Origin of the sequence: Methylobacterium mesophilicum SR1.6/6 (assembly GCF_000364445.2) — a bacterium.
Lineage (GTDB): Bacteria > Pseudomonadota > Alphaproteobacteria > Rhizobiales > Beijerinckiaceae > Methylobacterium > Methylobacterium mesophilicum_A.
The window spans coordinates 1,513,317-1,540,056 of sequence record NZ_CP043538.1; the positions used below are offsets into that span (position 1 = coordinate 1,513,317).

Sequence of the window (26,740 nt, forward strand, 5' to 3'; positions counted from 1 at the left end):
GCCCTGCGGATGAGGGTGTGCTATCGCAACGTCTGCCCCGGAGACTGAAAGCCGCTCCGCGCGGCGGGGTCGAGGAGCGGCGAATGCACGGCGATTTCCAGAAGATCGACAGCGGCCTGCTCTCAGACCGGATCCGCGACGCGCTGACGGACGCCATCGCGTCGGGTACCCTCGCGGCCGGTACGGCCCTCGACGAGCAGAATCTCGCACAGCGCTACGGCGCGTCGCGCACCCCGGTCCGGGAGGCGCTGCGCCAGCTCGCGGCCTCGGGCCTCGTGGAGATCCGGCCGCGCCGGGGCGTGGTGGTTGCGCGCCTCACACCACAGCGGATCGCCGACATGTTCGAGACGACAGCCGAGATCGAGGCGATGTGCGCGCGCCTCGCAACCTACCGGATGACGCCCCTGGAGCGCGGCGGCCTGATGGAGTTGCACGAGGAATCCGCCGCGGCCGTGGAGGCCGGCGATCTCGACGCCTACGACCGATTCAACCGGATCTTCCACGAGGCGCTCTACGCCGGGACCCACAACGCTTTCATGGCCGAGCAGGCCCTGGCGATCCGCGAGCGGCTGGCGGCCTTCCGACGGACGCAGCTGCGCCACTCCGACCGGATCCGCCGCTCCCGGGAGGAGCACGGCGACATCCTGGCGGCGATCGCGGAAGGCGACGGCGAGACGGCCGCCCGGCGGATGCGGGCGCACATGCTTCGCGCGGCGGCGGCTCTGGGACGTTACATCGCCGAGACGGGTTGAGGCGGTGGACCGGCCAGATCGCGTCCGCGGGGAACTTGCTCGGCGGGACGCTCCTGTGGGGCCTTGGCTGTCACGCCAGGCGGACGACGAGCGAGAGCAGGCATCCCGGCCTCGCCGTGTGGACGTTCACGAATTCCGTGCGCGCATCGCTGAGGGCGCGTTCGAGCGGGGCATCGACGTCGTCGCCCGCGCAGACATGGCCGAGATCGTACAGGCATTGGTGTTCGGTATCGTAAGCCCGGACCGACACGAGCGGGTTGGCGCGGATGATCGGCGCCACCGCGTTCCGGATCTCGGCGTGGGGACAGGTCGTCTCGTGCAGGAAGATCGGGCTCGGGGTCCAGTAGAGGCCGCGGGGCTTCGGTAGATCGTACGAGCCGAGCAACATGGGTTCGCCCGGCTTTGCCAAGCGAAGGCAGTGCCGGCATGGGTATGCGCCGCTCGCTGTCGCCATGACCCGCCGGATCGCGTTGCCGCGATCGTCCAGTCCGGTGCGACGGAAGCGATCAGCGGTCTCCGCGGCGATCGGAACGCATTGAAAGTCGGTCATTCGGACACCTCCGCGACGTCTCCGAGACCTGTCTGAGACCTGTCGTGGCGCGAAGCATCCCGATCCTTGCTCTCAAACCGGGGCGATGGGCATTATTCCGACGGGAGCCGCTCGACCGCCGTTGCGCCGAAACCGCCGACCACCGATGCCGATACCGCCGGCGCCGGTCCTCAGCCCCGCGGCGCCGGGCCGGCCAGCGCCTCCGCGAGCTTCCCGATCCGCTCGGCCGCCCGGCCGATTCCGCTCGCCGCGCGCTCGGCGTCGCCGGTCCGGCCGCGCTCGGCGGCTTCCGCGGCAACGCGCAGCTCCGCATTGTCGGCCTCCAATGCGGCGAGCCGGCCGCGCAGCTCGGCCAGCTCATCCGCGATCGTCAGCGCCGCCATCACCTGCAGGCGCATGTCGCCGATCTCACCGAAGCTCTTGCGCATCTCGGCGATCCGCTCATCCAGCGTGCCGGCGAGGCCGGTCAGGTGGGCCTCCTCCCCCTCCCCGCAGGCCATGCGGTAGCTGCGTCCGTCGATGGTGACGTTGATCTGCGGCAAGGGCGTCTCCGGTGAGCGCTCCGGGCGGCGGCACGCGCCGCGTCAGGAGCGTTGCAGCACATCCTGAACGGTCTCGATCGCCCGGTCGAGCCGCTGGCCGACCTCGCCGGTCGTCGTGGTGACCTCGGCGAGGCGCGCGCTCGCCGCATCGAGGGCCGCGGCCAGCCGTGCGCGATCCTCGCTCATCAAGGCGAGTTCCGCATCCCGGTCGTCCGGCTGCGCCGCGGACTCGAGTCGATGACTGACAACGGCATCCAGGCGGTTCACGGCCGCATCGAGGTGCGCGAGCGCCGCGTCGATGGGACTGAGGTCGATATCGTCGGCCATGGTTCTTCGTCCGCTTCGACGACAAGCTTTCCGTCGAATGCAGCCGGAATTCCAGCCCGAAATGGCATCCGACCGCGTGATCGATCGGTTCGCGCGGTGGAACCGCGCGAACCTGTTTATTGGTCGGTGGAACGCGGGCCTTTGTCACGGTCTCGCGTTTGACAGGTCAAGGCACCATGTTAGACAGCCGCGCGCTCTCGAGAGGGTGCGCACGAGACATGCCGGATGGCCGGTCCGCGACAGTTCCGAGGCCTCAGCCGCGCCGTCCGATCCGACGGCCACGGGCGCGAAGCCCGGTCCTCCCGGCCCGGTTCATCGCCGGTTCAAACCCGTCCGCCCAGATCCGCCCGGCCAGATCAGCCCGGCACAGAGGCGGGCTGCCAAGACCGCTCCGGGGACCGCACTCTCAGGTCCGGCGGGCGCTGAGCCGCATCAGGAAGGAGTGACGCCGTGACGAAGGTTGCCATCAACGGGTTCGGACGCATCGGCCGGAACGTCCTGCGCGCGATCGCCGAGGCCGGCCGCAGCGACATCGAGGTCGTGGCGATCAACGATCTCGGCCCGGTGGAGACCAACGCCCACCTGCTCCGCTACGATTCCGTACATGGCCGGTTCCCCGGCGAGGTGGCGGTCGACGGCGAGTTCCTCGTCGTCAACGGCAAGCGCATCAAGGTCACGGCCGTTCGCAATCCGGCCGAGCTGCCGCATCGCGACCTCGGCGTGGACATCGCGCTCGAATGCACCGGAATCTTCACCTCGAAGGACAAGGCGAAGGCCCATCTCGATGCCGGCGCCAAGCGCGTCCTCGTCTCGGCCCCGGCCGACGGCGCCGACCTGACGGTGGTCTACGGCGTCAACCACGACAAGCTCACCGGCGAGCACCTCGTCGTTTCGAACGCCTCCTGCACGACGAACTGCCTCGCGCCGGTCGCCAAGGTGCTGGACGAGGCCGTGGGCATCGAGCGCGGCTTCATGACCACGATCCACTCCTACACCAACGACCAGCCGTCGCTGGACCAGATGCACAAGGATCTCTACCGCGCCCGCGCCGCCGCCCTCTCGATGATCCCGACCTCGACGGGGGCCGCCAAGGCGGTGGGACTCGTGCTGCCGACGCTGAAGGGCAAGCTCGACGGGACGGCGATCCGCGTGCCGACCCCCAACGTCTCGGCGGTGGATCTGGTGTTCACGGCCAAGCGCGCGACGTCGGTCCAGGAGATCAACGACGCCATCAAGGCCGCCGCCGCTGGCCCGCTGAAGGGCGTGCTCGGCGTGACCGACCGGCCGAACGTCTCGATCGACTTCAACCACGATCCGCACTCGTCGACCTTCCACCTCGACCAGACCAAGGTCATGGACGGCACCTTCGTGCGCATCCTGTCGTGGTATGACAACGAGTGGGGCTTCTCGAACCGCATGGCCGACACGGCCGTGGCGATGGCGAAGCTCATCTGATCGACGATGTCCGCCGCCCCTCGAAGGGCGGCGGACCCGCTCTTCATCGGACGGCCTCACCTCGAACCAGGGACTCTCCAGGGATGACCGACGCTTCGCTGGGTACGTCGAGCACTCCGTCGGCCGTGCCGCCCGCGCCTGGGCCCGCTCCGACGCCGCCGGTCGCGACGGCCGCGCCGGCGGTCGCGACCCCGTCCCACGCCCTCCCCGCAAACCAGCTCTTCGACCAGCTCGCGCGGATCGAGGACAAGTGCTCCCGGATCGAGGACAAGTATGCTCGATCCGAGGCGCTGCTGTCCCGTGTCGAGGACAAGGTCGAGAACGCTTCCAATCGGATGAACGAGGCGGCCCGGCAATCCGATCTGGCGGCGCTCCGGACGGAGATGCGCGGCCTCGCCGAGCGCACGCGGCGCCTGCCCAGCACCGGCGCCCTCGTGCTGACCGCCGTGATCACCGCCATCCTGACCGTCGTGCTGCTGGTCGCGGTGCAGCGGCTCAACCTCGACCGGCTGCTGCCGCAACGGGCCGCGATCGGCACCACCGTCCAGTAAGACAACGACCCGCATAGGACCTCGACAGCACCGCATGAGCGCCTTCCGCACCCTCGACGATGCCGGATCCCTCAAGGGTCGACGCGTGCTCATGCGCGTCGACCTGAACGTGCCGATGGAGAACGGCCGTGTCACCGACGCGACCCGGATCGAGCGCGTCGTCCCGACGATCCGCGAGGTCTCCGAGCAGGGCGCGAAGGTGATCCTGCTGGCGCATTTCGGGCGTCCGAAGGGCAAGCGGGAGCCGAAGGACTCGCTGGAGCCGGTGGTCCCGGCCCTGGGTAAGGCCCTGGGCCGCCCGGTCGCCTTCGCGCCGGACTGCATCGGCGACGCGGCCGCCAAGGCGGTGGCGGCGCTGCAGGACGGCGACGTGCTGCTGCTGGAGAATACCCGCTTCCATGCCGGCGAGGAGAAGAACGACGCAACCTTCGCCGATGCCCTGGCGGCGAACGGCGACGTGTACGTCAACGAAGCCTTCTCGGCCGCCCACCGGGCTCACGCCTCCACCGAGGGACTGGCGCACCGCCTGCCGGCTTATGCCGGCCGCGAAATGCAGGCGGAGCTGGACGCCCTGACCAAGGGCCTGGAATCGCCGCAGCGTCCGGTGATCGCCCTCGTCGGCGGCGCCAAGGTCTCGTCCAAGATCGATCTCTTGGAAAACCTCGTCGCCAAGGTCGACATGCTGGTGATCGGCGGCGGCATGGCCAACACCTTCCTGCATGCGCAGGGCAAGACCGTGGGCAAGTCGCTCTGCGAGAAGGACCTCGCCGAGACCGCAACCCGGATCCTGGCCGCCGCCGAGAAGGCAGGCTGCCGGATCATCCTGCCGGTCGACGCCGTCGCGGCGACGGAGTTCAAGGCGCAGGCCCCCCACGAGACCGTCCCGGTCGATGCCGTGCCGCAGTCCAGCATGATCCTCGATGCCGGACCGCGCTCCGTCGCCGAGATCAACGCCGCGATCGACGGGTCGAAGACCCTGGTGTGGAACGGTCCGCTGGGGGCGTTCGAACTCGCGCCCTTCGACGCCGCGACGGTGGCTGCCGCCAAGCATGCGGCCGCGCGGACGAAGGACGGGAACCTCGTTTCCGTGGCCGGCGGCGGCGACACCGTGGCTGCTCTGAACCATGCCGGCGTGGCGCAGACCTTCACCTACGTGTCGACCGCAGGGGGCGCCTTCCTCGAATGGCTGGAAGGCAAGGCCCTCCCGGGTGTCGAAGCCCTGCGCGCGAAGGGCTGAGACGGGACTCTGCTCTCGTCCCCTGGCTCGTCACGATCTATACTGCCGGCCGTCATCGCCCGGGCGGCCGAGTCGCTGGGTGACAAGGGGGGGACGCGACCTTCCAGACCCTGACGGGGATCGAGGCGATTCACGCTCAGGCGCTCGTGCGTTTCGACAGGCTCGACGCGCACAGGGGCGATGTCGACGTGCGTGTCAGTGAGGTCGGGGAACGGGTTCGGGCCGTGGAGAGCTGAACCGGCTGAGGATCATCTGCCGAAGGAATACGCAATTCGGTTTCGGAGATTGACCGAAAGCGAAGCACTCGGCAGACCGGCACGATATAGCCCAGCTGAGAGCTTCACGGCGCGACCGGCGATCGGGCGGACGACCAGACGGAAACGGGAAGACAGGCACGATGGCACGCATCACCCTCCGGCAACTCCTCGATCATGCCGCTGAGCACGAGTACGGCGTGCCCGCCTTCAACCTGAACAACATGGAGCAGGGGCTCGCCATCATGGCGGCGGCCGACGCCACCGACTCGCCGGTGATCCTGCAGGCGAGCCGCGGCGCCCGTGCCTACGCCAACGACGTCGTGCTGGCCAAGCTGATCGACGGCCTGGTCGAGATCTACCCGCACATCCCGGTCTGCATGCATCTCGACCACGGCAACAACGAAGCCACCTGCGCCACCGCGATCCAGTACGGCTTCACCTCGGTGATGATGGACGGCTCGCTGAAGGCCGACGGCAAGACCCCGGCCGATTACAATTACAACGTCGAGATCACCCGCAACGTCACCAAGATGGCCCACTGGGCCGGCGTCTCCGTCGAGGGCGAGCTGGGCGTGCTCGGCTCGCTCGAGAGCGGCCAGGGCGAGGCCGAGGACGGACACGGCGCCGAGGGTACGCTGAGCCACGACCAGCTCCTGACTGATCCGGATGAGGCCATGAAGTTCGTCGAGGCCACCAAGGTCGACGCGCTGGCGGTGGCCATGGGCACGAGCCACGGCGCCTACAAGTTCACCCGCAAGCCCGATGGCGAGGTGCTGGCGATGAACGTGATCGAGGAGATCCACCGCCGTCTGCCGACGACCCACCTCGTCATGCACGGCTCGTCGTCGGTCCCCCAGGACCTGCAGGACATCATCAATCAGTACGGCGGCCAGATGAAGCCGACCTGGGGCGTCCCTGTCGAGGAGATCCAGCGCGGCATCAAGCACGGCGTGCGCAAGATCAACATCGACACGGACAACCGCATGGCGATGACCGGCCAGATCCGGAAGGTGCTCATGGAGAGCCCCTCCGAGTTCGATCCGCGCAAGTATCTGAAGCCCGCCATGGAGGCGATGACCAAGCTCTGCAAGCAGCGCTTCGAGGAGTTCAACACCGCCGGCAAGGGCTCGAAGATCCGGCCGATCTCGGTCGCCGAGATGGCGAAGCGCTACGCCAGCGGCGCCCTCGACCCGAAGATCGGCGCACGCTGAGGGTGACGCAGCGGGTCCGATGAGCAACAGCGCGCGTCTCGCCCTGCTCGGGCCGCACGGCCTCGATGCCGGCGGCATCGAGAGCTTCGTGACGGCCCTGCGGGCATCCTGCGCCGTCGGCGATGTCGCCGCGGTGATCCTTCGGCTCGCCGCCGGCGACGAGCGCAGTCTCACGGCGCGCGTCAAGCAGGTCGCGCCGGTGGCGCAGGAGCATGGCGCCGCCCTGGTCGTGGCCTGTCCGGGCTTTGCCGGCGATCTCGCCGCGGTGGCGATCCGCGGCGGCGCCGACGGCATCCACGTCGACAAGCCGCGCGACCTGAAGGATCTGCGCGGCCGGCTGCGGGACGGGCGCATTCTCGGCGCCGGCGGCCTCGAGACCAAGCATACGGCCATGGAGGCCGGGGAAGCCGGGATCGACTACCTGATGTTCGGCGGCCTCTATCCGGACGGCGTCGCGCCGGATCCGGAGACCGTGCGCGCCCGCGCCGCGTGGTGGGCGGAGATCTTCGAGACGCCCTGCATCGCCGTGGCGGCCGCGCCCGACGAGGTCGCGCCGCTTTGCGCGACCGGTTCGGAGTTCATCGGATTGGAGAGCGCTCTCTGGCTGCAGGATCCCGGCGCCGTCGAGCGGGCGCAGCGCGTCCTGCAGGAGATGGCCGCGTGAGCGGTCGCGCGCTTCGTCGGGTTCCGGGCTTGGCTGTCGCCTGTGCCCTGGCTCTGCCGGCCTGGGCGGCTTCCGGACCGGCCGATCCGGCCCGGACCCCCGTGCCGGCTGCCGCCGGCGCCGCCGCGCAGCCCGGCAAGGCGCAGATGCCGGAGCTGCCGAGCCCCTACACGCCGAACTACACGCGCGGCGCCGTACCGCCCGCGAACGGCCAGCCGCCGGATTTCGCCTACGGCGCCTACCAGCGCGGCCAGTACGTCACCGCCTTCCGTGAGGCGACCAAGCGCATCGAGGCCAATCCCAAGGATGCGCCCGCGATGACGCTGCTCGGCGAGCTGTACAACCAGGGGCTCGGCGTGAAGCAGAATCCCGTCAAGGCTGCCGAGTGGTACAGGCTCGCCGCCGCGCAGAACGACGCCGCCGCGATGTCGTCGCTGGGACTGATGGCGCTCGACGGCCGCGGGATGCCGAAGGATGCGAAGGCCGGCCGGCGCTGGCTGGAAGAGGCCACGGCCCACGGCTCGCCGACGGCGGCCTACAATCTCGGCCTGATCCTGATCGGCAGCGGCGCGTCCGCCGACGAGGCTGCGGCGGCAGCCCAGTTCCGCAAGGCCGCGGAAGCGGAGATCGGCCCCGCCCAGCACGATCTCGGCGTGCTCTACCTCCAGGGCCGCGGCGTGCCGAAGGACCCGGTCAAGGCGGCGGCGTGGTTCCGCCGGGGCGCGGATAACGGCGATCTCGCCAGCGAGGTCGAGTACGCGATCCTGCTGTTCAACGGCAACGGCGTCACCAAGGACGAGCGCTCGGCGGCCCGCTACTTCCTGCACGCGGCCTCCCGCGGCAACGCCATCGCGCAGAACCGTGTGGCGCGGCTCTACGCCGTCGGGCGCGGCGTCGGGAAGAACCTCGTCGAGGCGGCAGCCTGGAACCTCGCCGCCGCTGGCCAGGGCCTCTCGGACGCGTGGCTCGACCAGACGCTCTCGGGTCTCTCGGCGGATGAGCGCGGCCGGGCCGAGCGCCTCGCCAACGAGCGGATCGAGCAGCGCTGAAGGCCCCCAGGCCGCTCGCCACCGACGTGAAGACCGTTTCTAGGCCTCCGCCTTCGACCAGTCGACGCCGGCTTCCAGCTCCGGCAGGAGCACCACGCTCTCCTGCTCGTTCGGGTCGGTCCGGGCGATCACCGCGGTGACCGGTTCGGTCTGGCTGCGGTTGTATGGGAGGTGCGGGACGTCGGCGGCGATGTAGACGAACTCGCCGGCGCCCGCGATCGCGTGGTTCTCCAGCCGCTCACCCCAGAAGCACCCCGAAACGCCCGACAGGACGTAGATCGCGGTCTCGTGCGATTCGTGCTTGTGGGCGTGGGCGCGCTCGCCCGGCGGGATCTCCAGGAGCTGCATGTGCAGCGCCTTCGACCCCACGGCCTCCGCGGAGATCGCTGGCCGGTAGAGGTGCCCCTGCTTGCCCCGGAAGGGCGCACTCTCGTGCACCACCCGGAACGGTTCCCCCCGCGCGTCGGACCCGGAACTCATGGACCTTCCTCCACCTTGAAGGCGGGATCGACAGGAATCTGCATGCCGTTGACCAGCGCGTTGGTCTGGTTCGCCATGCCGACGACCGCCAGGAACTCCCCGTGCTGCTCCGCCGTCAAGCCCTTCGCCCGCGCCGCGGCCGTGTGGGAGTGGATGCAGTAGGGGCAGCCATTGGCGATGGAGACCGCGATGTAGACCAGTTCCTTGGTCAGCGGATCGAGGGTGCCCGGACCCATCACGGCCTTCAGCGTCGACCACGTCCGCTCCAGAAGCGCGGGATCGTTGGCGAGGCCGCGCCAGAAGTTGTTGACGAAGTCCGAGCCGCGGGTCGCCCGGATATCCGCGAAGACCGCGCGGACGCGTGGATCGGCCTCGGCCTCGGGGTCGTTCCAGAGCTTCAAGGTCGCCACGGCCGCCCCTCCTTCGTCAGAGTTTGCAGGCCCCTTCGAGCGCGCGATTCTCCGCGTCGGAGAACATCCGCGAGCGGATGTGAAACCGCTTCTCACGCCCGTTCTCCAGCGAGAACATGCCGCCACGGCCGGGCACGACGTCGAGGATCAGGTGCGTGTGCTTCCAGACCTCGAACTGCGACCGACTGATGAAGAAGTCGGCGCCCCCGACCGTGCCGAGATGGACATCGCCGTCGCCGATGACGAAGTCGCCCACCGGATAGCACATCGGGGAGGAGCCGTCGCAGCAGCCGCCGGACTGGTGGAACATCACCGGACCGTACTCGCCCCGCAACTCGTCGATCAGCGCGAGCGCCTTCGGGGTCGCGGTGACCCGAAGGGGCGTGCCGTCGGCCCCGACCTGCTCCGCAACGTTAGCGTCGATCGTCGTGTCCGTATCCATGCCAGCCTCCGCTCCCGATGTCTGAATATGCGCGGTGTTCGGCGGATTTCCACGCTGGTTCCGACTCGGTCCGCCGCGCGTTGTGTTCCTGATCGCCGGGGCTCATCGCCCCCGGGGATCGGGAGAGCCCGCCATGATCCATCGCCAGCCCGTCGCCTGTCTCGCCCTCGCCCTGCTCGCCCTCGCCGGGCCTGCCGCGGCCGACCCGCTCTCGCTCCGTGTCCAGCCCCGGGAGCAGCCTCTGTTCGTCCAGCACGCGTGGCGCGTCGCCGGAAACCCCAACGTGACGCCCGACAACCCGATGGGCGTCGTCGGCTGGGACGGGCCGCCGGACGACATCCCGAGCGTCAGCGGCGATGCCGGACCCATGGCCCCCGGGTCCATCGCCAACGCGCCCTTCGAGGGCTACGGCTTCGGCCTCGACTGACCGGGTTAGATCCGGATCGAAAAAGCCCCGGCCGCAAGGCCGGGGCTGAAGTTGTCTCGGGGGTTGACCCGACAAGAAGCTTAGAAGAACCCGAGCTTCTTGGCCGAGTAGCTGACCAGCATGTTCTTGGTCTGCTGGTAGTGATCGAGCATCATCTTGTGCGTCTCGCGGCCGATGCCGGACTGCTTGTAGCCGCCGAAGGCCGCATGGGCCGGGTAGGCGTGGTAGCAGTTCGTCCAGACGCGCCCGGCCTGAATCGCCCGGCCGAAGCGGTACGCGCGGGTCCCGTCGCGGGTCCAGACACCGGCGCCGAGGCCGTAGAGGGTGTCGTTGGCGATGGAGAGCGCCTCGGCGTCGTCCTTGAAGGTCGTCACGGACAGGACCGGTCCGAAGATCTCCTCTTGGAAGATGCGCATCTTGTTGTGGCCGCGGAAGACGGTCGGCTTCACGTAGAAGCCCTCGGCGAACTCGCCGTCCTTGACGTTGCGCTCGCCGCCGGTGAGCAGTTGCGCGCCCTCCTGCCGGCCGATGTCGATGTAGGAGAGGATCTTCTCCATCTGCTCGCCCGAGGCCTGGGCGCCGATCATGGTGGCCGGGTCCAGCGGCGAACCCTGCGTGATCGCCTCGACGCGCTTCACCGCCCGCTCCATGAAGCGGTCGTAGATCGACTCATGCACCAGCGCCCGGCTCGGGCAGGTGCAGACTTCGCCCTGATTGAGGGCGAACATCGTGAAGCCCTCGAGGGCCTTGTCGAGGAAGTCGTCGTCCTCGTTCGCCACGTCGGCGAAGAAGATGTTCGGCGACTTGCCGCCGAGCTCGAGCGTCACCGGGATCAGGTTCTGCGACGCGTACTGCATGATGAGGCGGCCGGTGGTCGTCTCACCCGTGAAGGCGATCTTGGCGATCCGCGGCGACGAGGCGAGCGGCTTGCCGGCCTCGAGCCCGAAGCCGTTGATCACGTTGAGCACGCCCGGCGGCAGCAGGTCGCCGATGATCTCCATCAGAACCAGCACGGAGGCCGGGGTCTGCTCGGCGGGCTTGAGGACCACGCAGTTGCCGGCGGCGAGAGCCGGGGCGAGCTTCCACACCGCCATCAGGATCGGGAAGTTCCACGGAATGATCTGACCGACCACGCCCAGCGGCTCGTGGAAATGGTAGGCGACCGTGTCGTGGTCGATCTCGGAGATCGAGCCTTCCTGCGCCCGCACGCAGCCGGCGAAGTAGCGGAAATGGTCGATGGCGAGCGGGATGTCGGCGTGGGTCGTCTCGCGGATCGGCTTGCCGTTGTCCCAGGTCTCGGCCAGGGCGATCAGATCGAGGTTCTCCTCCATCCGGTCGGCCATCTTGAGGAGGATCCGGGCGCGCTCGGCCGGCGCCGTGCGGCCCCAGGCCTCCTTGGCGGCGTGGGCGGCGTCGAGGGCCTTCTCGACATCCTGGGCATCGGAGCGGGCGACCTCGCAGATGACCTTGCCGGTGATCGGCGAGGTGTTCTCGAAGTAGCGGCCGGCCGCGGGGGCGACCCACTGGCCGCCGATGAAGTTCTCGTAGCGGGCCGAGAAGGGCGACTTGACCTTGGCGTCGCCGAGGAATTCCGGCTTGTTCATCGCTGTGTTCCCTCCGTGGGCCCCGGCCTCGCGAACCGCGGCTCTTGGGCTTAAGCTGGCGCTCGGGCGACCGATCTCAGGGCCGCGTCCGGTTCAACTATGGTCGCAGCCAATGGCTTTTGGCGCGCCGAATCAAGATGGACTTTTGGCCAGTGCGCGAGTGAGGCGATCCTACGCCCTTCCGGCCAGCGCCGCGAGGGGGGCGATCCGGCGGCTCCGGCGCCACCATTCGACCGCTGACCGGAGCGGCGCGCGATCAGACGACCCGTCGGGAAGGCCTGCACCCATGGGGCGCCAGAGACGGCGTCGCGCGGAAGCGCGGCCTGCCAAGATCAGCTCACGAATCAGCCCAGGAAGGTGAGCGGAAGGATGAGGGCGGCGAGCGGCAGCGCCGCCAGCGCGGCCGGCCGCAGCCAGCGCGGCCGATAGGAGATCAGCGCCACGACCATCAGGGCCGATCCGGTCAACGCCCCGGTCCACTGGACGGGACCGAAATTCCAGCCCGCGGACGCCACGGCCGCCGCGAACGACAGCGCCAGTCCTGACCATCCGGCCGCACGGAGGCTCGGAACCCGCCGCCGGGGCACGGGCGACCGGAAGGCGGCCCGATGATGACGGTCGAGGCTCAAGGCCAGGGCGGCGAAGCCCGAGAAGCCCAGGAGCAGGCTCAACAGCAGAGCGGGGATGGTCACGCTTCGACGGTCCCGTGCAGGGTCGCGACGGCCCGCTCGCGGGCAATCTCGCCGCGCCGGGCCGCCAGCCGGGCACCGAGGAGGAGCACCAGCCCGATCACCGTGATCGCGGCGTCGAACCCGAGGAATCGCGCTTCGCCGACCGTCAACATGTCGGCGACCGGGATCGCCAGGAAGGCTGCTGCCGCCAGGCCGAGCGCCGCGGACCAGGCTTTCGCCCGCGGGTAGAGCATCGCCAGCAGGGCGGCGATCGCCCAGGCGGCGAAGAAGCCGCGGACCTCCCAGTCGCCCCGGGCTTCCAGGCCGGCCGGCAGGAGGCGATTCCCGAGGAAGTAGGCCGCCAATCCCACCGGAAGGCCCGCGATGGTCCCGATGTTCAGAAACCGCACGAAGCGCAGGCCGAAGCCTTCCGGATCCGCGCCCCTCGGCGCCCGCGCAACCGTCCAGAGCACGAGGCCCGAGCCGATGGCGGCGGCGCCCATCACGCCGCAGAGGAAGAACAGCAGGCGCAGGGGTGCCGGCGCGAAATGGCCCTGGTGGAGGCCGGCCATCACGGCGCCCGTCCGCGTGGCGGCCCCGGCCACGCCGACCCGGGAAATCTCGGCGCCGGTGTCGGCGGCGTAGGCGATCTGCGGGTGGAGATGCGTGAGCCCGTGTGGCTCCTCGAAATACGCCGTCGCGGTCGCGCCGGCATCCCCGGGCATCGAGACGAACAGGACTTCGGGCGGTTCACCGCCCGCGGCAGTCGCCCGGTCCACGATCTCGCCCAGCGGCAGCGGCACGCCGGGCCGACCCTCGGGCGGACGGCCGGGCGTCATGATGCCCGCCTCCGCGTAATAGCGGAGCTCGTCGCCGTGATAGGCCGCCTGGATGCCCCAGGGCATCAGCATCGACGACAGCAGGACGAGGCCGGAATAGACGATCATCAGGTGGAACGGCAGGGCGAGGACCCCGACCACGTTGTGGGCGTCGAGCCATCCGCGCTGTGCCGAGCGATCCCGCCGGAAGGTGAAGAAGTCGGCGAAGATGCGCCGGTGCGTGACGATACCGGCGATCAGCGCAATCAGCAGGATCGTGGCGCAGGCCGAGACGATCCAGCGCCCCCAGATCGGCGGCAGATGCAGCTCGTAGTGGAAGCGGTAGAGGAAATCGCCGCCCTGCGTGTCGCGGACCGCCGACCGTTCCCCGGTCGCGGGATCGAGGAGGGCGTGGTGGTAGGGGCCCGCGGGGCTCTGCCACCAGTAGACCTCCACGGCCGGGCTGTCCGCCTTCGGCAGCCTGACGGACCAGCCCACGGCGTCCGGCATTGTCTTGCGCAGGAACATGCCTGCGCGGGTGGCCGCCGCGACGGGGTCAGGGGCCGACTCGGACAGTTCGGGGCGCATCCAGCGCGAGATCTCGCTGCGATAGTAACTCGCCGTCCCGGTCACGAAGATCGCGAACAGCACCCAGCCGACCACAAGGCCGGACCACGTGTGCAGCCACGCCATGGCCTGGCGGAAACTCCCGGTTTGGCTCACGCGACGGCCCCGCCTGTCAGGCCGCCCGCTGCCCAGAGAGCCGCCGCCAGAAGGGCAGCCAGGATGGCCACGACGACCGCCGCGACGGCGAGCGTCCGCGCCGCGAAAACCCAGATCCCGACCGCCGCCATGATGGCGAAGCTCGCGAGTGTGGCGGCGGACACGGCTTCGGCCCTGGGGCCCGGCAGCGTCACCGCGAGAAGGCCGGTCGCGAGCGCCGCCACGCCGTAGCCGCCGAGCGCCGCCAAGACTACGCGGCCTGCAACGGTGAGGCGATCGGACAGGGTCGGCGTTGCCCGGGCGCTCATGGCGCCACCTCTCGTTTCCGTGAGCCCATGGGGCGACCTAAAGCGACCGTCGCGGCGGCGCAACGCCTATGTTCCGGAACGATTCCAGTGTGGCGAGAGAGGCTTAGGTGCCGAGCTGAGAAGGTGTCCCGTGACGGCGCACGTGAGGATCCCGATTGTCAGGAGCACGTGCCGCGTCTGCCCTGTCCCGTTCGCCCGGCTCTTGGCGATGGGACGGTCCAATCGGGTCCTACGCTCCCGATACGGGGTGGCTCAGCGTCTCAGGACTCTATCCGGCTCCGCACGCTTGGCCCCTCGGATCGACGCGGCTGCGTCCATGGCGCTGGGAGGCAAATAGGCGCCGGCATCGGGTCGTCCAGCGACGACGTGGTTGCCGGGCCTCGTCTCCGCTCGGTCTCTACCCCAGCCGTAGCCGGCGTTGAGACCCGCGTAAAATCCGGTGAAGTCGTCCGCGCGGGCGCTGCCGGCGACGAGACTCAGCAGGATCGGCAGCAAGACGCGGCTCATGGTCAGTCTGCAACAAACAAGGCGGCGGCCCCGATCGGAGCCGCCGCCCTGAAGTCTCGTCGCTGATCGCGGCGGCAAAGCGGCCGCCGTGACCCGCTCAGTCCTCGACGTTGATGCTCTGGGCCTCGCGGCCCTTCTGGCCTTCGACAACGCCGAGCGTGACCTGCTGGCCCTCGGCGAGGGAGTCGAGGCCGGCCCGGGAGAGAGCGGAGCGGTGGACGAACACGTCCTTGCCGCCGTCATTGACCGAGACGAAGCCGAAGCCCTTCGCAGGGTCGTACCACTTCACGGTGCCGCTCATCTCCACCGACGGGCCGCTGGCGAAGCGGCCACCGCCGCCGCCGCCACCGCCGCCGTACCCACCGCCGCCACCGCCGTAGCCGCCGCCACCGCCGTAACCACCGCCGCCACCGCCGGCGCCGAAGCCGCCGGTGCGCGGACGGAACTCGCGCCGGGGCGCGGGAGCCTCGGCCGTGGACGTGTCGACGCTGGTGACGCTGGTCACCTGCGGGCCCTTCTGACCCTGGGCCGTGGTGACCGTCAGACGGGTACCCGGCATGAGGTCCGCGTGACCGGCCGCCTCGACGGCGCGGATGTGGAGGAAGGCATCGCCCGAGCCGTCACCCAGCTCGACGAAGCCGAAGCCTTTCTCCTTGTTGAACCACTTGACGGTGGCGTCGCGCTCGGGCCCCGACGCGACCGGGGCAGCGCCACGCGCCGGGCCGCGGTCGAAGCCACCGCCGCCGAAGCCACCGCCGCCGCCGCCGAAGCCACCACCGCCACCACCGTACCCACCGCCGAATCCGCCGCTGGGGGCAGCTTGATCAGGCCATCTCGGCTCGCCACTCTCGTCGAAGCCGCGCTTCTGCGGCCCCCTGAAATCACGACCACGTCCCATAGAAAGCTCGCAAAAACCGTCCGCCGCCCTTGTCTCGAATACCGCGTGCGCGCCATCCCAGACAGCCCACGCCCCGCACTATCATTACCCCAGGTCGCGGTAACCAAGAATAACGCCCCAGTCCTGACGCAATCGGGCCTTGACCGCAAGGACCTTCTGGCCCCAAACGCGCCCGTTTCGTTACTTTCTTGCGGCAAACAACGCAGACGTCGGTGCGGGGCGCACTGGTCGTTCGCAGTGGAGTGATGGCGTTAGCGAAACGCAAACGCTGCGTGGGTAAGGTCGAAGACGCGCTCCGCACCGCCGGCCGTCATGATCGCGACACCGACCTTCCCCGACCTCTCGGCCCTCGTCGTCGATGAGAGCCTCTACATCCGCCGAATCGTGCGTGACATGCTGATGCGCGTCGGGATCAAGCGCGTCCTCGAAGCACCGGACGGCGCCGAGGCGCTCGGCGTGCTGGCGGAGAGCAAGCCCGACATCAGCATCATCGACTGGGACCTGTCGATCCTGTCGGGCGAGGAGTTCATCCGGCTCGCGCGCACGCCGACCACCTCGCCCTGCCCCACGATCCCGATCATCCTGATGCTGGCCCAGCCGCGCCGCAACGTGGTCGACCGGGCGGTGGCGCTCGGCGTCAATGAGATCATCGCCAAGCCGTTCTCGCCCAAGACCCTGTGGTCGCGGTTGGACGAGGTGATCAACCGGCCGCGGCCGTATTCGCAGGTGAAGAGCCTGCTGCGCCCGATTCCGCGACGCACCAGCGCCATGAAGGCGGTGGCCTGATCGCGGGCCTGCGATCGGACGTTGCAGTTCCCCACCGAGCCTGTAGGGTCATCGATTAACAAAGGCCGAGCGCGACGCTCCTGGCCGACCCTGAGGATCGACGGCCGCGCCGATGAGGGACGAGACCGCCGCGGCCGCACCGTCCCGAATCCAGACCGGCGCGGCGCCGCTTCACACGCCTGACCCCTTCCCGGGCCGGGATCGCCGTCGCGCCGCCTACGCGGCGCTGGATCTCGGCACCAACAACTGCCGCCTGCTGATCGCCGAGCCGACCTACAGCGGCTTCCGGGTGATCGACGCGTTCTCGCGCATCGTGCGTCTCGGCGAGGGGCTCGGCACCTCCGACCGCCTGAGCGACGCGGCGATCGAGCGGACCGTCGAGGCGCTGCGGATCTGCCGGACCAAGATGCAGGTGCGCGGGGTGCAGCGCGCCAAGATCATCGCCACGGAGGCGTGCCGCCTGGCCGTGAACGGCGCGGCCTTCGTCGAGCGCGTCCGCCGCGGCGTGGGGCTCGACCTGGAGATCGTGGACCGCCAGACCGAGGCCTATCTGGCCGTCACCGGTTGCGCGGCGCTGGCCGACCCGCTGGCGGAGTCGGTCGTGATCTTCGACATCGGCGGCGGCTCCACCGAGATCGCGTGGCTCGACGGTGCGGCCGCCAACCCGTCTACGGACCCGACCCTGCGGATCCGCGCCTGGGATTCGCTGCCGGTCGGCGTGGTCACGTTGGCGGAGCGTCACGGCGGTGCCGAGGTGACGCGGCGGATGTTCGAGGGGATGGTCGAGGAGGTGGCCGAGAAGCTGTCCGCCTTCGCCCTGCGCGCCGCGGCGGCCGCGACGGCGCCCCGGTTCCATCTGCTCGGTACCTCGGGCACCGTGACGACGATCGCCGCGATGCACCTGCGTCTGGCGCGCTACGAGCGGCGGCGCGTCGACGGCCTGTGGATGACCGATGACGAGGTGACAACCGCCATCGATGACCTGCTCGACACCCGCCTGGAACAGCGCGCGGACAATCCCTGCATCGGTCGGGACCGCGCCGATCTGGTGCTCGCCGGCTGCGCGATCCTCGAGGCGATCCGCCGGGCCTTCCCCGCCGAGCGCCTGCGCATCGCCGATCGCGGCCTGCGTGAAGGCTTGCTGATGAACATGATGCGGGAGGACGGCGTCTGGAACAGGAAGCCGGTGCGATGAGGACATCGCGATGAGCGACCGGCGCGGCGGCGCGAGTTCCGGGGGCGGCGTGCGCGGGGACCTGAAGCAGCGGGTGAAGACCGGCCGCGGACGGACCCTGTCGCAGAAGCGCTGGCTCGAGCGCCAGCTCAACGATCCCTACGTGGCGCGGGCGAAGCGCGAGGGCTATCGATCCCGTGCGGCGTACAAGCTCATCGAGATCGACGAGCGCTACAAGCTGCTGCGGCCCGGCCAGCGGGTCGTCGACCTCGGCGCCGCCCCCGGGGGGTGGTCGCAGGTTGCCGCGCGCACGGTCGGGTCGACCGGCCGGGTCGTCGGCATCGATCTGCTGGAGATCGAGCCCATGGCCGGGGTCGAGTTCATCACGCTGGACTTCCTCGACGACGAGGCGCCGGCCAAGCTGACCGCACTGCTCGGCGGACCCGCCGATCTGGTGCTGTCCGACATGGCAGCGAACGCCACGGGTCACAAGAAGACCGATCACCTGCGCATCATCGGTCTCGCCGAGACGGCGGCCGCGTTCGCCCGCGAGATCCTGGCACCGGGCGGCGCCTATCTGGCCAAGGTGCTTCAGGGCGGCACCGAGGGCGCCCTCCTGACCGACCTGAAGCGCGACTTCGCCGTCGTCCGTCACGTGAAGCCGGCCGCCAGCCGCGCGGATTCCAGCGAACTCTACGTCCTGGCGACGGGCTATCGCGGAGCGCCGACCAGCGGGGCGTCTGCCGACGCGGGCTGAGCCGACCTCAGGCGCCGGTTGCGTGGGCGCGGTCGCTCGTCGTCGTCGGTGGGCTCCTCGCGGATGCGCCTCTCGACGCCCTCGGCCGCCGCTTCGAGCGGGAGAGCCCCGTCGACGCGGTGCATCCCTGGCGGGCGCAGCTCGCCGCCCGACACCGCGTCGACGTGATATGCGCGCTTGCGGAGATCAGCGTCGGTCGGACGGGCGACCGAGGAGCACTCGGCGCCGGCGCAGTCCCGATCGTCTGGGCCAACCTGCTGCCACGGCTCCCCGTCGTACCGCTGGAGGCCCGCGCAGCCCGCAGGCGGGCTGCGCGGGCGCACCTCGGCAGACAGATCGTCGAGGCTCTTCTGTCTGCCGGAGACGTACTGCCGCGACGACTGCATTGGCCGCGTGACCGACACGCTCGCCCTGATGTTCGGCGTCACCCTGCCGAAACCCGACGGACCCGGGCTTTTTGAGAACGCGCCGTTCGGCGAGATCAGCCGTCGTCGCCGCCTGATCCTCGGGAAAATGGCGACGAGGACCGGCGACCGGCGCGCCCGTGCGGCGAGCAAAGAAAAGGGGCTGCCGCGGTCATCCCGGGCAGCCCCTCCTGAAGACGCGGTCCTCGAACCGCCGCTTACTCCGTCGGCCCGTCGTTGCCGGACGGGGCGGCCCCGCCCTCATCCGCCGCGACGCTCTCGAAACGCGGACGGCGGCGGCGACGCGGCTTGGCGGGGGCTTCCTCGCTGGCGGCGGCTTCCGGCTCCGGAGATGCCGGCGGCTCGACCGCAGGGGCGGGTCGCGCCGGGGCCATCAGGAAGGCCGGCAGGCCAGTCGGCTCCTCGGCGACCGCAGCGGGCGCCGGCTCGCGGCGACGCTCGCGGCGCGGTGCCGCCTCCTGCCGCGGCGTCTCGCTGCGCGGCGCGCGCTCGGGGCGGCCCTCCGGCCTGCCTTCATTCCGCGGTGCCTCGCCGCGATTGCCGTCGTAGCGGCCCTGATCGGGGCGAACGTCCGGCCGGCTGTCCGGCCGCGCTTCGTACCGATTATCCTGCCGGGACTCTGGACGGTTGTCTTGCCGGCTGTCCGGCCGACTATCCTGACGATTGTCTTGGCGGCCGTCCTGGCGGTCCTGGCGGTAGTCCGGCCGGCTGAAATCCTGGCGATCCTGCCGCTCCGAGCGGTCCTGCCGGTAATCCTGGCGCTGATAATCTTGCCGGTAGTCCTGACGCGGCTGATCCTGCCGGCGGTAATCCTGCCGACCGTTGTTGTCGAACCGGCGTTGGTCGCGGTTCTGGAACCGGTCCCGGCCCTGACGGCCATCCTGGTGCTGGTCCGGGCGACTCTCGTAGGGCTGCGGCTGCTGGCTCGGGTCGCCGTCGTCGTAGCCGCTATAGGCGTGACCGTTCGGTCCGGCACCGTTGCCCTGGCCGTCCTCGTCGCCCTCGTCCATGTCGTCGTCGTACGGACGACTGGCATAACCACCGGTATTCGCCGGTCGGTTCTGCTCCTGAGCACCGGAGACAATCCGGAAATAGTGCTCACCGTGCTGGAAATAGTTCTCGGCTGCCACCGGATCGCCCGCCGCCAGCGCGTCGCGCGCGAGTTGCGCGTACTTGTCGGCGATATGCTGCGCGGTGCCGCGGATTTTGACGTCGGGACCGTTGGATTCGTACGAGCGCGTCAGCGGATTCGGACCCTTCGGCCGGTTGCGGCCGCGCATCCGTCGATTCTGGTTTGGTCTCATCGGTCTTTGGTGACCCTCGTTCACGCAAACGACTGTCTACGGGGGCGCCCGGAAGGTATTTCCTGACGCAGCCCGGCCAAGCGCATCCGGCGGCGTCCCGCGTGCGACCGCGGAGCGGTCTGCGCGCCTGTCTGACCATCCCTCGTGCCGCGCGCTCAGACCCAGGCGAGGCAACCAGTCGATTGTCAGATTCGAAAGCTGCCGAACCGCCGCGCACTCACCTGCGCGCCCTGGTTCGACGGTCTGGGGGATCAGCGAACCTGCCAGCGACCCACGGTCGCCACCGACCATATGATCGTCCGTCTTAACGAACGGTTCGCGATCTTCAAGCCGACTTTAGCGTCCCCCGGCTTATGCAACAAGCATTTTCTCGATGCCGACATCGTCAGCCCAAAGTTAGGCATCCCGATGGCCGGTTGAAAGACCGTCCGCAAGACCGAAGCTCAGAACACGGTCGTGTCCGGCGAGGTCGCGTCGCAATCCGCGATCGGTAAACCCCGCAGCCAGGGCGAGCTCTCGCACCGCGTCGGCCTGATCGAAGCCGATCTCGACCGCCAGCGTCCCGCTGCGGGCCAGGAGCGCGCCTGAACGCACTCCGTCCAGGATGCGGCGGTAGGCGTCGAGCCCGTCCTCGCCGCCGTCCAGGGCCCCGAGCGGATCGTGGATCTGGACCTCGCGGTCAAGGGTCGGGATCACGGCTCGCGCAATGTACGGCGGGTTCGAGACCACCAGGTCGAAGGTGCCTCGGAGCGCCTCGCACCAGTCGCCAGCGAGGAAAGCCGCACGTCGGCCGACCCCGTTCGCCAAGGCGTTGGCGCGGGCGATCCTCAGCGCGGCGACCGAGCGGTCGACCCCGAAGCCCGTGGCTGCCGGGCGCTCATGGAGCAGCGCCGTGAGGATGCAGCCCGATCCGGTGCCGAGATCGAGACAGCGCAGAGGCGCATCCCGATCCGGCACCGCCGCGAGGGCGGCCTCGACGAGGATCTCTGTGTCCGGACGCGGCACCAGGGTCTCGGGACAGAGGCGGAACGGAAGCCCCCAGAACTCCCAGGCGCCGAGGATGCGGGCGACCGGCTCGCCTCCGAGCCGCCGCGCCAGGGCCGCGTCGAGTGCTGCCGCCTCGTGTCCGGCGAGCCGCGTGTCGCCATCGACGAGGAGGTCCCGCGTCTCCAGCCCGAGCACGCCCAGCAGCAGGAAGCGCGCGTCGCCGTCCACCTCGCGAAGGCCGCCGTCGCGCAGGCGCGCCGCGCTCCAGCGCAGGGCGGCCCGGCGGGACAGGCCCTGGCACGATCCCGACATCCCGGCCGCGCTCAGGCCATCCCTTCGGCGGCGAGAAGCTCCGCCTGATGCTCGGTGATCAGCGCATCGACCACCTCGTCGAGGGCTGTGCCGGCCATTACCTCTTCCAGCTTGTAGAGGGTCAGGTTGATCCGGTGATCGGTGACGCGCCCCTGCGGAAAATTGTAGGTGCGGATCCGCTCGCTGCGGTCGCCGGAACCGACCTGCGCCTTCCGGTCAGCCGCGCGGGCCGAATCCTTGGCGGTGCGCTCGGCCTCGTAGAGCCGCGCGCGCAGCAGCGCCATGGCGCGGGCCCGGTTCTTGTGCTGGGACCGCTCCTCTTGGACGAACACCACGATGCCGGTGGGCAAGTGCGTGATGCGGATCGCCGATTCGGTCTTGTTGACGTGCTGGCCGCCCGCCCCCTGGGCGCGCATCGTATCGATCTTCAGATCCGCGTCGTTGACGTGGATATCGACCTCCTCGGCCTCCGGCAGCACCGCCACGGTTGCGGCCGAGGTGTGGATGCGCCCCTGGGTCTCGGTGTCGGGCACCCGCTGCACGCGATGGGCGCCGCTCTCGAATTTCAGCCGGGCGAAGACGCCCCGCCCCTTCACCTCCGCGACCACCTCGCGAAAGCCGCCGACCGTCCCCTCGCTCTCGGAGATGACCTCGACCCGCCAGCCCTTCGACTCGGCATACTTCGCGTACATCCGGAACAGGTCGCCCGCGAACAGGGCCGCCTCGTCGCCGCCGGTGCCGGCGCGAACCTCGAGGATCGCGCTCTTCTCGTCTGCGGCATCCTTAGGCAAGAGCAGGAGCTGCAGCGCACGGTGCGCGGCCTCCAGCGCCTCCTGCGCCTCGGGCTTCTCCTCGGCGGCGAGCGCGCGCATCTCGGGGTCCGTTCCGGGCTCGTCGATCAACGCCTCGACGCCGGCCAGATTCTCCACCGCCGCCCGATACGCACGGATCGCGTCCACAACCGGGTCCAGATCGGACAGTTCCCGCGAGAGCTGAACGACGGTGTCGGGATCTCCCTCGCCCGAGGCGAGCTGGGCGGTGACGATATCGTGCCGCGCCAGGATGGCGTCGAGGCGCTCGGTGGGGAAGGGGATCATCGCCCGTGATTCTGCAGGTCTGCGCGTGTCGCTTCGGGCCGGGCGCCGACCTTGGCCCGCGGGAGGAGGCGTGGGTTTGCGAGGGTGAAACGACCCGACAGGGCCTCCCCTCTTCCACACGTCGTCCGTTCGCGAGCGGAAGCCGTGGCGCGCCGACCGAAAGCGTCGTGGCGTTGCCGTACAACCCTGGCCGAATGTTCGGCAAGGGTTGCACACGCGCTTAGATAGGGACGCCGTGGGCGTGCGCGAAGGCGGTCAGCGCCGGACGCAGGGAGTCCCCGTCCTGCATGCGCGCCATCTCGGAGTCGATGAGTTCGGCGATCGCCCGGGCGTCGAGGCTCAGCACCATCGCCTTGACCGGGCCGATGGCGGCCGGCGACATCGACAGATCGCGGTAGCCGAGGCCGATCAGCGCCATCGCATCGAGGGGCCGGCCGCCGATCTCGCCGCAGACCGTCACCGGGCAACCCGCGGCGGTGGCCCGCTCGGCGATCAGCCGGAAGGCCCGCAGCGCCGCGACGCTCAACGGATCGAACCGGTCCGCGACGCGGCGATTCTCCCGGTCCACCGCGAACAGGAACTGCATCAGGTCGTTCGAGCCCACCGACAGGAAGTCGGCCTCCCGGGCAATCTCGTCGATCTGGAACAGGAGGGAGGGCACCTCGATCATGGCGCCGAGGCGGCACTCGGCCGGGAGCCGGTAGCCGTGGCGGCTCAGGTAGGCCTTCTCCCGCTCGACGATGCCGCGGGCGCGCACGAACTCGTCCACCGTGGCGACCATCGGGAACATGATCTTGAGCGGATCGCCGTCCGCGGCCTTCAGGAGCGCCCGGAGCTGCATGCGCAGCAGCGCCGGCCGGTCGAGGCCGATCCGGATCGCCCGCCAGCCCAGGGCCGGGTTCTCCTCCTCGAGCTTGGCCATGTAGGGCAGGATCTTGTCGCCGCCGATATCAAGGGTGCGGACGGTGACCGGCTTGCCCTTCGAGGCGGTGAAGACCTTGCGGTAGAGGTCCTGCTGTTCCGCCGCGGACGGCATGCGCTGGGCGACCATGAACTGCAGCTCGGTCCGGAACAGGCCGACGCCCTCGGCGCCCGTTTCGTGGAGATGGCTGAAATCCACCAGCAGGCCGGCATTGAGGTGGAGACCGACCCGCACCCCGTCGCGGGTCTGGGCCGGTACATCCCGGAGTGCCCGGTACTGTTCCTGCCGGCGGGCGCGCAGGCGCACCATCTCGGCATAGGCGGCCTCGACCTCCGGCCCCGGCCGGACGTGAATCTCGCCGGCCACACCGTCGACGATGATCGCGTCGCCCGCGTCGCAGAGTGCCGTGGCGTTCTCGACCTCGCCCACCGCCGGGATGCCGAGTGCCCGGGCGACGATGGCCACGTGGCTGGTCGGCCCCCCCTCCTCCAGCACGATGCCGCGCAGCGTCGAGGATTCGTAGTCGAGGAGGGCCGCCGGCCCCATGGTGCGCGCCACCAGGATGGCGTTCTCGGGCAGGACCGCGGCGCCGGCCGCCTCGGACCCCAGCAGGGTGCGCAGCACGCGGTTGGTGAGATCGTCGAGATCGTGCAACCGCTCCCGCAGGTACGGGTCGGACTGGCGCATCATCCGGGCACGGTTATCGGACTGGACCCGCTCCACGGCGGCTTCGGCGGTGAGGCCCGAGGCGACCGCCTCCCGCATCCGCCGGAGCCAGCCCTTGTCGTGGGCGAACATCCGGACCGTTTCCAGCACCTCCCGCGACTCGGCCGTGCCGATCCGGTCGCCGCGCTCAACAAGGGCGTCGATCGCCGAGCGGACCTCCTCGATCGCCTCGTCCAGGCGCGCCACCTCGCGCTCGACGTTCTCGGCGATCAGCGTCTTCACCACGACGCGGGGCTCGTGCAGCACCACGTGGCCGAGGCCGATGCCGTCGGCCAGCGCGATGCCCCGGGCCAGGACCGGGCGGCGGGCGGCGGTGCCGGCATCGGGCGCCAGCCCCTCCAACTCGCCGGAGGCGATCATCTCCGAGAGCACCATGGCGGTGGTCTGGAGCGCCTCGATCTCCTCCTCGGAGTAGACGCGGTAGGTCTTGTTCTGGACGGTGAGGACGCCGAGCGTGTTGCCGGCCCGCAGGAGCGGCACGCCCAGGAAGGCGTGGTAGGCCTCCTCGCCGGTCTCGGGACGGTACGAGAAGGACGGGTGGTTCTGGGCGTCGGAGAGCGACAGCGGCTCCGCGGTGCGGGCGATCAGGCCGACGAGGCCCTCGTCGGTGCGCATGCGCGTCTGGTGCACCGCTTCGCGGTTCAGGCCCTCGGTGGCGAAGAGTTCGAGGGTGTTGTCATCCCGCAGGACGTAGACCGAGCAGACCTCGGCCACCACGTTCGCGGCGATCAGGACGACGATCCGGTCGAGGCGTGCCTGTGGGCTGACCGGCTCCGCCATGGCTTCGCGGAGGCGGCGCAGCAGCAGGCGCGGGCCTCCGGGCGCAGCGGGCATCGGTTCGTCGTTCCGTCGTCGGTGAGCGGCCTTGGCGTCGACCACCCTGCAACCTTGACGCCAACCCCAGGGAGGCCGCCGCCGGATGGGTCGTGCCGCCTGTTCCAGAGTCGCTCTGGCACAACCGAACCGGCCCGTGACTGTTCAGTTCACCGCACGCGACCCGCTCGAAACCGCGCCGTTCCAGGCTCAGGCCTGATCCAGGCCGTATAGCGAGTGGAGCGTGCGCACGGCAAGCTCCGTATAGGCCGCATCGATCAGCACGGAGAACTTGATCTCCGATGTGGTGATCGCGCGGATGTTGATTCCCTTCTCGGCCAGCGCGCGGAAGGCTTTCGCCGCGACGCCCGCGTGGCTGCGCATGCCGACGCCGATCGCCGAAACCTTGACCACGTCGGTGGCGCCCTCGATCTGCGCGTAGCCGATCTGGCCGCGCGCCTCGTCGAGGATCGCGCGGGAGCGCTGGTACTCGGAGGCCGGCACCGTGAAGGTCATGTCGGTGGTCGACTGATCGCCCGACACGGTCTGGATGATCATGTCGACGTTGATGTTGGCGTCGGCGAGCGGCCCGAAGATGGCCGCGGCGACGCCGGGGCTGTCCTTGACCTTGCGCAGGGTGATCTGCGCCTCGTCCCGGGAGAAGGCGATCCCGGTGATGATCTGCTGTTCCACGATGTCGTCCTCGTCGCAGATGAGGGTGCCCGGGCGCGCGGCGTCCGGCGGATCGAAGGAGGACCGGACCGTGGTCGGCACCCGGTGGACCATGGCGAGCTCCACCGAGCGGACCTGCAGCACCTTGGCGCCGAGCGAGGCCATCTCCAGCATCTCCTCGAAGGTCACCCGCTCCATGCGGCGGGCCTTCGGCACGATGCGGGGATCGGTGGTGTAGACGCCGTCCACGTCCGTGTAGATGTCGCAGCGCTCGGCCCCGATCGCGGCCGCCACCGCCACCGCCGAGGTATCGGAGCCGCCGCGGCCCAGCGTCGTCACACGGCCGGTCTCGGCGTGGACGCCCTGGAAGCCGGCGATCACCGCCACCTCGCCCTTCGCGAAGCCGGCCTCGAGATTCTTGGGGTCGATCTCGGCGATGCGGGCCGAACCGTGCGCGTCCGAGGTCACCACCGGGATCTGCCAGCCCTGCCAGGACCGGGCCTTGATCCCGTCCTTCTGCAGCGCGATCGCCAGGAGGCCGGCGGTGATGAGTTCGCCGGAGGCGACCACCGCATCGTATTCCCGGGCATCGTAGAGCGCGTTCGCGTCCTTGACCCAGTCGACCAGCTCGTTGGTCTTGCCCGACATGGCCGAGACGATGACGGCTACGTCGTAGCCCGCCGCAACCTCGCGGGCGACGTGCCGGGCCACGTTTCGGATGCGGTCGACGTTGGCGACGGAGGTGCCGCCGAATTTCATCACCAGACGGGGCATGGTCTCTCGGTCGCGGGTTCCCGGTGGCGATCGGACCCGCCCGCCTCAGGCCGGTCCGGACAGTGCCCGGCGGGTACAAGCGCCTCCGCGGAGTGTCAACAACCTGCC

At 69.9% G+C, this 26,740-nt stretch carries 28 protein-coding genes; 11 read left to right on the forward strand and 17 right to left on the reverse strand.

Annotated elements, in window-relative coordinates:
* Window positions 1-83: 83 nt before the first annotated feature.
* Window positions 84-752, forward strand: coding sequence for a GntR family transcriptional regulator (locus MMSR116_RS07010; RefSeq protein ID WP_010683459.1), 669 nt, complete (start codon window positions 84-86; stop codon window positions 750-752).
* Window positions 753-822: 70 nt separating this feature from the next.
* On the opposite strand, the gene MMSR116_RS07015 is transcribed toward MMSR116_RS07010, so the two are convergent.
* From MMSR116_RS07015 to MMSR116_RS07025, 3 genes are all read right to left on the reverse strand, one after another.
* Complete coding sequence (locus MMSR116_RS07015; protein WP_010683460.1) at window positions 823-1,302, reverse strand: DUF1203 domain-containing protein; 480 nt, start codon at window positions 1,300-1,302, stop codon at window positions 823-825.
* A gap of 170 nt (window positions 1,303-1,472) precedes the next feature.
* Entirely contained in the window at window positions 1,473-1,844 is a 372-nt protein-coding gene (locus tag MMSR116_RS07020) for a cell division protein ZapA (protein ID WP_010683461.1), read from the reverse strand.
* Window positions 1,845-1,886: 42 nt separating this feature from the next.
* Complete coding sequence (locus MMSR116_RS07025) at window positions 1,887-2,171, reverse strand: DUF4164 family protein (protein WP_010683462.1); 285 nt, start codon at window positions 2,169-2,171, stop codon at window positions 1,887-1,889.
* 450 nt (window positions 2,172-2,621) lie between these two features.
* Between MMSR116_RS07025 and gap the strand changes: the two genes are divergently transcribed.
* The 6 genes from gap to MMSR116_RS07055 all read left to right on the forward strand — a co-directional run bounded on the left by gap (window position 2,622) and on the right by MMSR116_RS07055 (window position 8,595).
* Window positions 2,622-3,626, forward strand: coding sequence for a type I glyceraldehyde-3-phosphate dehydrogenase (gap, locus tag MMSR116_RS07030; protein WP_010683463.1), 1,005 nt, complete (start codon window positions 2,622-2,624; stop codon window positions 3,624-3,626).
* Window positions 3,627-3,709: 83 nt separating this feature from the next.
* The gene (locus MMSR116_RS07035) at window positions 3,710-4,177 is read left to right on the forward strand and encodes a hypothetical protein (protein ID WP_010683464.1); all 468 of its coding nucleotides are present in this window, start codon (window positions 3,710-3,712) and stop codon (window positions 4,175-4,177) included.
* Between the two features lie 34 nt (window positions 4,178-4,211).
* Complete coding sequence (locus MMSR116_RS07040) at window positions 4,212-5,414, forward strand: phosphoglycerate kinase (protein WP_010683465.1); 1,203 nt, start codon at window positions 4,212-4,214, stop codon at window positions 5,412-5,414.
* Between the two features lie 397 nt (window positions 5,415-5,811).
* A complete protein-coding gene (gene fba / locus MMSR116_RS07045) occupies window positions 5,812-6,882 on the forward strand; it encodes a class II fructose-bisphosphate aldolase (RefSeq protein WP_010683466.1) in 1,071 nt (356 codons plus the stop codon).
* A gap of 19 nt (window positions 6,883-6,901) precedes the next feature.
* A complete protein-coding gene (locus MMSR116_RS07050; protein WP_010683467.1) occupies window positions 6,902-7,546 on the forward strand; it encodes a thiamine phosphate synthase in 645 nt (214 codons plus the stop codon).
* A complete protein-coding gene (locus tag MMSR116_RS07055) occupies window positions 7,543-8,595 on the forward strand; it encodes a tetratricopeptide repeat protein (protein ID WP_051072154.1) in 1,053 nt (350 codons plus the stop codon). Before MMSR116_RS07050 ends, MMSR116_RS07055 begins: the two co-directional genes overlap by 4 nt.
* Window positions 8,596-8,634: 39 nt before the next feature.
* On the opposite strand, the gene MMSR116_RS07060 is transcribed toward MMSR116_RS07055, so the two are convergent.
* The 3 genes from MMSR116_RS07060 to MMSR116_RS07070 are packed head-to-tail and all read right to left on the reverse strand — an operon-like array spanning window position 8,635 to window position 9,927.
* Window positions 8,635-9,075, reverse strand: a complete 441-nt coding sequence (locus MMSR116_RS07060) for a cupin domain-containing protein (protein ID WP_010683469.1) — start codon at window positions 9,073-9,075, stop codon at window positions 8,635-8,637.
* Entirely contained in the window at window positions 9,072-9,485 is a 414-nt protein-coding gene (locus MMSR116_RS07065) for a carboxymuconolactone decarboxylase family protein (RefSeq protein ID WP_010683470.1), read from the reverse strand. Before MMSR116_RS07065 ends, MMSR116_RS07060 begins: the two co-directional genes overlap by 4 nt.
* A 16-nt stretch (window positions 9,486-9,501) precedes the next feature.
* On the reverse strand, window positions 9,502-9,927 hold the full coding sequence (locus tag MMSR116_RS07070; RefSeq protein WP_010683471.1) for a DUF779 domain-containing protein: 426 nt from the start codon (window positions 9,925-9,927) through the stop codon (window positions 9,502-9,504).
* Window positions 9,928-10,060: 133 nt separating this feature from the next.
* Here MMSR116_RS07070 and MMSR116_RS07075 point away from each other — a divergent pair, with 133 nt between their 5' ends.
* Entirely contained in the window at window positions 10,061-10,354 is a 294-nt protein-coding gene (locus tag MMSR116_RS07075; RefSeq protein ID WP_010683472.1) for a hypothetical protein, read from the forward strand.
* Between the two features lie 80 nt (window positions 10,355-10,434).
* Here the strand turns inward: MMSR116_RS07075 and adh are convergent, their stop codons facing one another.
* The 6 genes from adh to MMSR116_RS32210 all read right to left on the reverse strand — a co-directional run bounded on the left by adh (window position 10,435) and on the right by MMSR116_RS32210 (window position 15,883).
* The gene (adh, locus tag MMSR116_RS07080; protein ID WP_010683473.1) at window positions 10,435-11,958 is read right to left on the reverse strand and encodes an aldehyde dehydrogenase; all 1,524 of its coding nucleotides are present in this window, start codon (window positions 11,956-11,958) and stop codon (window positions 10,435-10,437) included.
* A 344-nt stretch (window positions 11,959-12,302) separates the two neighbouring features.
* Window positions 12,303-12,650, reverse strand: coding sequence for a DUF3325 domain-containing protein (locus tag MMSR116_RS07085; RefSeq protein ID WP_010683474.1), 348 nt, complete (start codon window positions 12,648-12,650; stop codon window positions 12,303-12,305).
* Window positions 12,647-14,170, reverse strand: a complete 1,524-nt coding sequence (locus tag MMSR116_RS07090) for a PepSY-associated TM helix domain-containing protein (RefSeq protein WP_244625614.1) — start codon at window positions 14,168-14,170, stop codon at window positions 12,647-12,649. The genes MMSR116_RS07085 and MMSR116_RS07090 overlap by 4 nt, the downstream gene beginning before the upstream one ends.
* The gene (locus MMSR116_RS07095; RefSeq protein ID WP_010683476.1) at window positions 14,167-14,478 is read right to left on the reverse strand and encodes a hypothetical protein; all 312 of its coding nucleotides are present in this window, start codon (window positions 14,476-14,478) and stop codon (window positions 14,167-14,169) included. Before MMSR116_RS07095 ends, MMSR116_RS07090 begins: the two co-directional genes overlap by 4 nt.
* A gap of 252 nt (window positions 14,479-14,730) precedes the next feature.
* Window positions 14,731-14,985, reverse strand: coding sequence for a hypothetical protein (locus MMSR116_RS07100; protein ID WP_039892869.1), 255 nt, complete (start codon window positions 14,983-14,985; stop codon window positions 14,731-14,733).
* A 97-nt stretch (window positions 14,986-15,082) separates the two neighbouring features.
* Window positions 15,083-15,883, reverse strand: coding sequence for a cold-shock protein (locus MMSR116_RS32210; RefSeq protein ID WP_010683478.1), 801 nt, complete (start codon window positions 15,881-15,883; stop codon window positions 15,083-15,085).
* Between the two features lie 312 nt (window positions 15,884-16,195).
* Between MMSR116_RS32210 and MMSR116_RS07110 the strand changes: the two genes are divergently transcribed.
* The 3 genes from MMSR116_RS07110 (at window position 16,196) to MMSR116_RS07120 (ending at window position 18,600) form a co-directional block, all read left to right on the forward strand.
* Window positions 16,196-16,669, forward strand: coding sequence for a response regulator (locus MMSR116_RS07110; RefSeq protein ID WP_007568119.1), 474 nt, complete (start codon window positions 16,196-16,198; stop codon window positions 16,667-16,669).
* A 112-nt stretch (window positions 16,670-16,781) separates the two neighbouring features.
* Complete coding sequence (locus MMSR116_RS07115; protein WP_010683479.1) at window positions 16,782-17,864, forward strand: Ppx/GppA phosphatase family protein; 1,083 nt, start codon at window positions 16,782-16,784, stop codon at window positions 17,862-17,864.
* 10 nt (window positions 17,865-17,874) lie between these two features.
* A complete protein-coding gene (locus tag MMSR116_RS07120) occupies window positions 17,875-18,600 on the forward strand; it encodes an RlmE family RNA methyltransferase (RefSeq protein WP_010683480.1) in 726 nt (241 codons plus the stop codon).
* Window positions 18,601-19,222: 622 nt separating this feature from the next.
* Here the strand turns inward: MMSR116_RS07120 and MMSR116_RS07125 are convergent.
* The 5 genes from MMSR116_RS07125 to MMSR116_RS07145 form a co-directional block, all read right to left on the reverse strand.
* Entirely contained in the window at window positions 19,223-20,305 is a 1,083-nt protein-coding gene (locus MMSR116_RS07125; RefSeq protein WP_010683481.1) for a DUF4167 domain-containing protein, read from the reverse strand.
* A gap of 420 nt (window positions 20,306-20,725) precedes the next feature.
* Window positions 20,726-21,628: a peptide chain release factor N(5)-glutamine methyltransferase gene (gene prmC, locus MMSR116_RS07130; protein WP_010683482.1), complete on the reverse strand. Its 903-nt coding sequence runs from the start codon at window positions 21,626-21,628 to the stop codon at window positions 20,726-20,728.
* An 11-nt stretch (window positions 21,629-21,639) separates the two neighbouring features.
* Window positions 21,640-22,725: a peptide chain release factor 1 gene (prfA, locus tag MMSR116_RS07135; RefSeq protein WP_010683483.1), complete on the reverse strand. Its 1,086-nt coding sequence runs from the start codon at window positions 22,723-22,725 to the stop codon at window positions 21,640-21,642.
* 220 nt (window positions 22,726-22,945) lie between these two features.
* Entirely contained in the window at window positions 22,946-25,207 is a 2,262-nt protein-coding gene (gene ptsP, locus MMSR116_RS07140; RefSeq protein WP_010683484.1) for a phosphoenolpyruvate--protein phosphotransferase, read from the reverse strand.
* 189 nt (window positions 25,208-25,396) lie between these two features.
* The gene (locus MMSR116_RS07145) at window positions 25,397-26,632 is read right to left on the reverse strand and encodes an aspartate kinase (RefSeq protein ID WP_010683486.1); all 1,236 of its coding nucleotides are present in this window, start codon (window positions 26,630-26,632) and stop codon (window positions 25,397-25,399) included.
* Window positions 26,633-26,740: the final 108 nt, after the last annotated feature.

What these genes read in the sequence shown, in the direction of transcription:
- MMSR116_RS07010 (WP_010683459.1), top strand. Translation starts at nt 84, where the DNA reads ATGCACGGCGATTTCCAGAAGATCGACAGCGGCCTGCTCTCAGACCGG.
- MMSR116_RS07015 (WP_010683460.1), bottom strand. Translation starts at nt 1,302, where the DNA reads ATGACCGACTTTCAATGCGTTCCGATCGCCGCGGAGACCGCTGATCGC.
- MMSR116_RS07025 (WP_010683462.1), bottom strand. Translation starts at nt 2,171, where the DNA reads ATGGCCGACGATATCGACCTCAGTCCCATCGACGCGGCGCTCGCGCAC.
- MMSR116_RS07035 (WP_010683464.1), top strand. Translation starts at nt 3,710, where the DNA reads ATGACCGACGCTTCGCTGGGTACGTCGAGCACTCCGTCGGCCGTGCCG.
- MMSR116_RS07040 (WP_010683465.1), top strand. Translation starts at nt 4,212, where the DNA reads ATGAGCGCCTTCCGCACCCTCGACGATGCCGGATCCCTCAAGGGTCGA.
- fba (WP_010683466.1), top strand. Translation starts at nt 5,812, where the DNA reads ATGGCACGCATCACCCTCCGGCAACTCCTCGATCATGCCGCTGAGCAC.
- MMSR116_RS07050 (WP_010683467.1), top strand. Translation starts at nt 6,902, where the DNA reads ATGAGCAACAGCGCGCGTCTCGCCCTGCTCGGGCCGCACGGCCTCGAT.
- MMSR116_RS07060 (WP_010683469.1), bottom strand. Translation starts at nt 9,075, where the DNA reads ATGAGTTCCGGGTCCGACGCGCGGGGGGAACCGTTCCGGGTGGTGCAC.
- MMSR116_RS07070 (WP_010683471.1), bottom strand. Translation starts at nt 9,927, where the DNA reads ATGGATACGGACACGACGATCGACGCTAACGTTGCGGAGCAGGTCGGG.
- MMSR116_RS07075 (WP_010683472.1), top strand. Translation starts at nt 10,061, where the DNA reads ATGATCCATCGCCAGCCCGTCGCCTGTCTCGCCCTCGCCCTGCTCGCC.
- adh (WP_010683473.1), bottom strand. Translation starts at nt 11,958, where the DNA reads ATGAACAAGCCGGAATTCCTCGGCGACGCCAAGGTCAAGTCGCCCTTC.
- MMSR116_RS07095 (WP_010683476.1), bottom strand. Translation starts at nt 14,478, where the DNA reads ATGAGCGCCCGGGCAACGCCGACCCTGTCCGATCGCCTCACCGTTGCA.
- MMSR116_RS07100 (WP_039892869.1), bottom strand. Translation starts at nt 14,985, where the DNA reads ATGAGCCGCGTCTTGCTGCCGATCCTGCTGAGTCTCGTCGCCGGCAGC.
- MMSR116_RS32210 (WP_010683478.1), bottom strand. Translation starts at nt 15,883, where the DNA reads ATGGGACGTGGTCGTGATTTCAGGGGGCCGCAGAAGCGCGGCTTCGAC.
- MMSR116_RS07110 (WP_007568119.1), top strand. Translation starts at nt 16,196, where the DNA reads ATGATCGCGACACCGACCTTCCCCGACCTCTCGGCCCTCGTCGTCGAT.
- MMSR116_RS07115 (WP_010683479.1), top strand. Translation starts at nt 16,782, where the DNA reads ATGAGGGACGAGACCGCCGCGGCCGCACCGTCCCGAATCCAGACCGGC.
- MMSR116_RS07120 (WP_010683480.1), top strand. Translation starts at nt 17,875, where the DNA reads ATGAGCGACCGGCGCGGCGGCGCGAGTTCCGGGGGCGGCGTGCGCGGG.
- MMSR116_RS07125 (WP_010683481.1), bottom strand. Translation starts at nt 20,305, where the DNA reads ATGCGCGGCCGCAACCGGCCGAAGGGTCCGAATCCGCTGACGCGCTCG.
- prmC (WP_010683482.1), bottom strand. Translation starts at nt 21,628, where the DNA reads ATGTCGGGATCGTGCCAGGGCCTGTCCCGCCGGGCCGCCCTGCGCTGG.
- prfA (WP_010683483.1), bottom strand. Translation starts at nt 22,725, where the DNA reads ATGATCCCCTTCCCCACCGAGCGCCTCGACGCCATCCTGGCGCGGCAC.
- ptsP (WP_010683484.1), bottom strand. Translation starts at nt 25,207, where the DNA reads ATGCCCGCTGCGCCCGGAGGCCCGCGCCTGCTGCTGCGCCGCCTCCGC.
- MMSR116_RS07145 (WP_010683486.1), bottom strand. Translation starts at nt 26,632, where the DNA reads ATGCCCCGTCTGGTGATGAAATTCGGCGGCACCTCCGTCGCCAACGTC.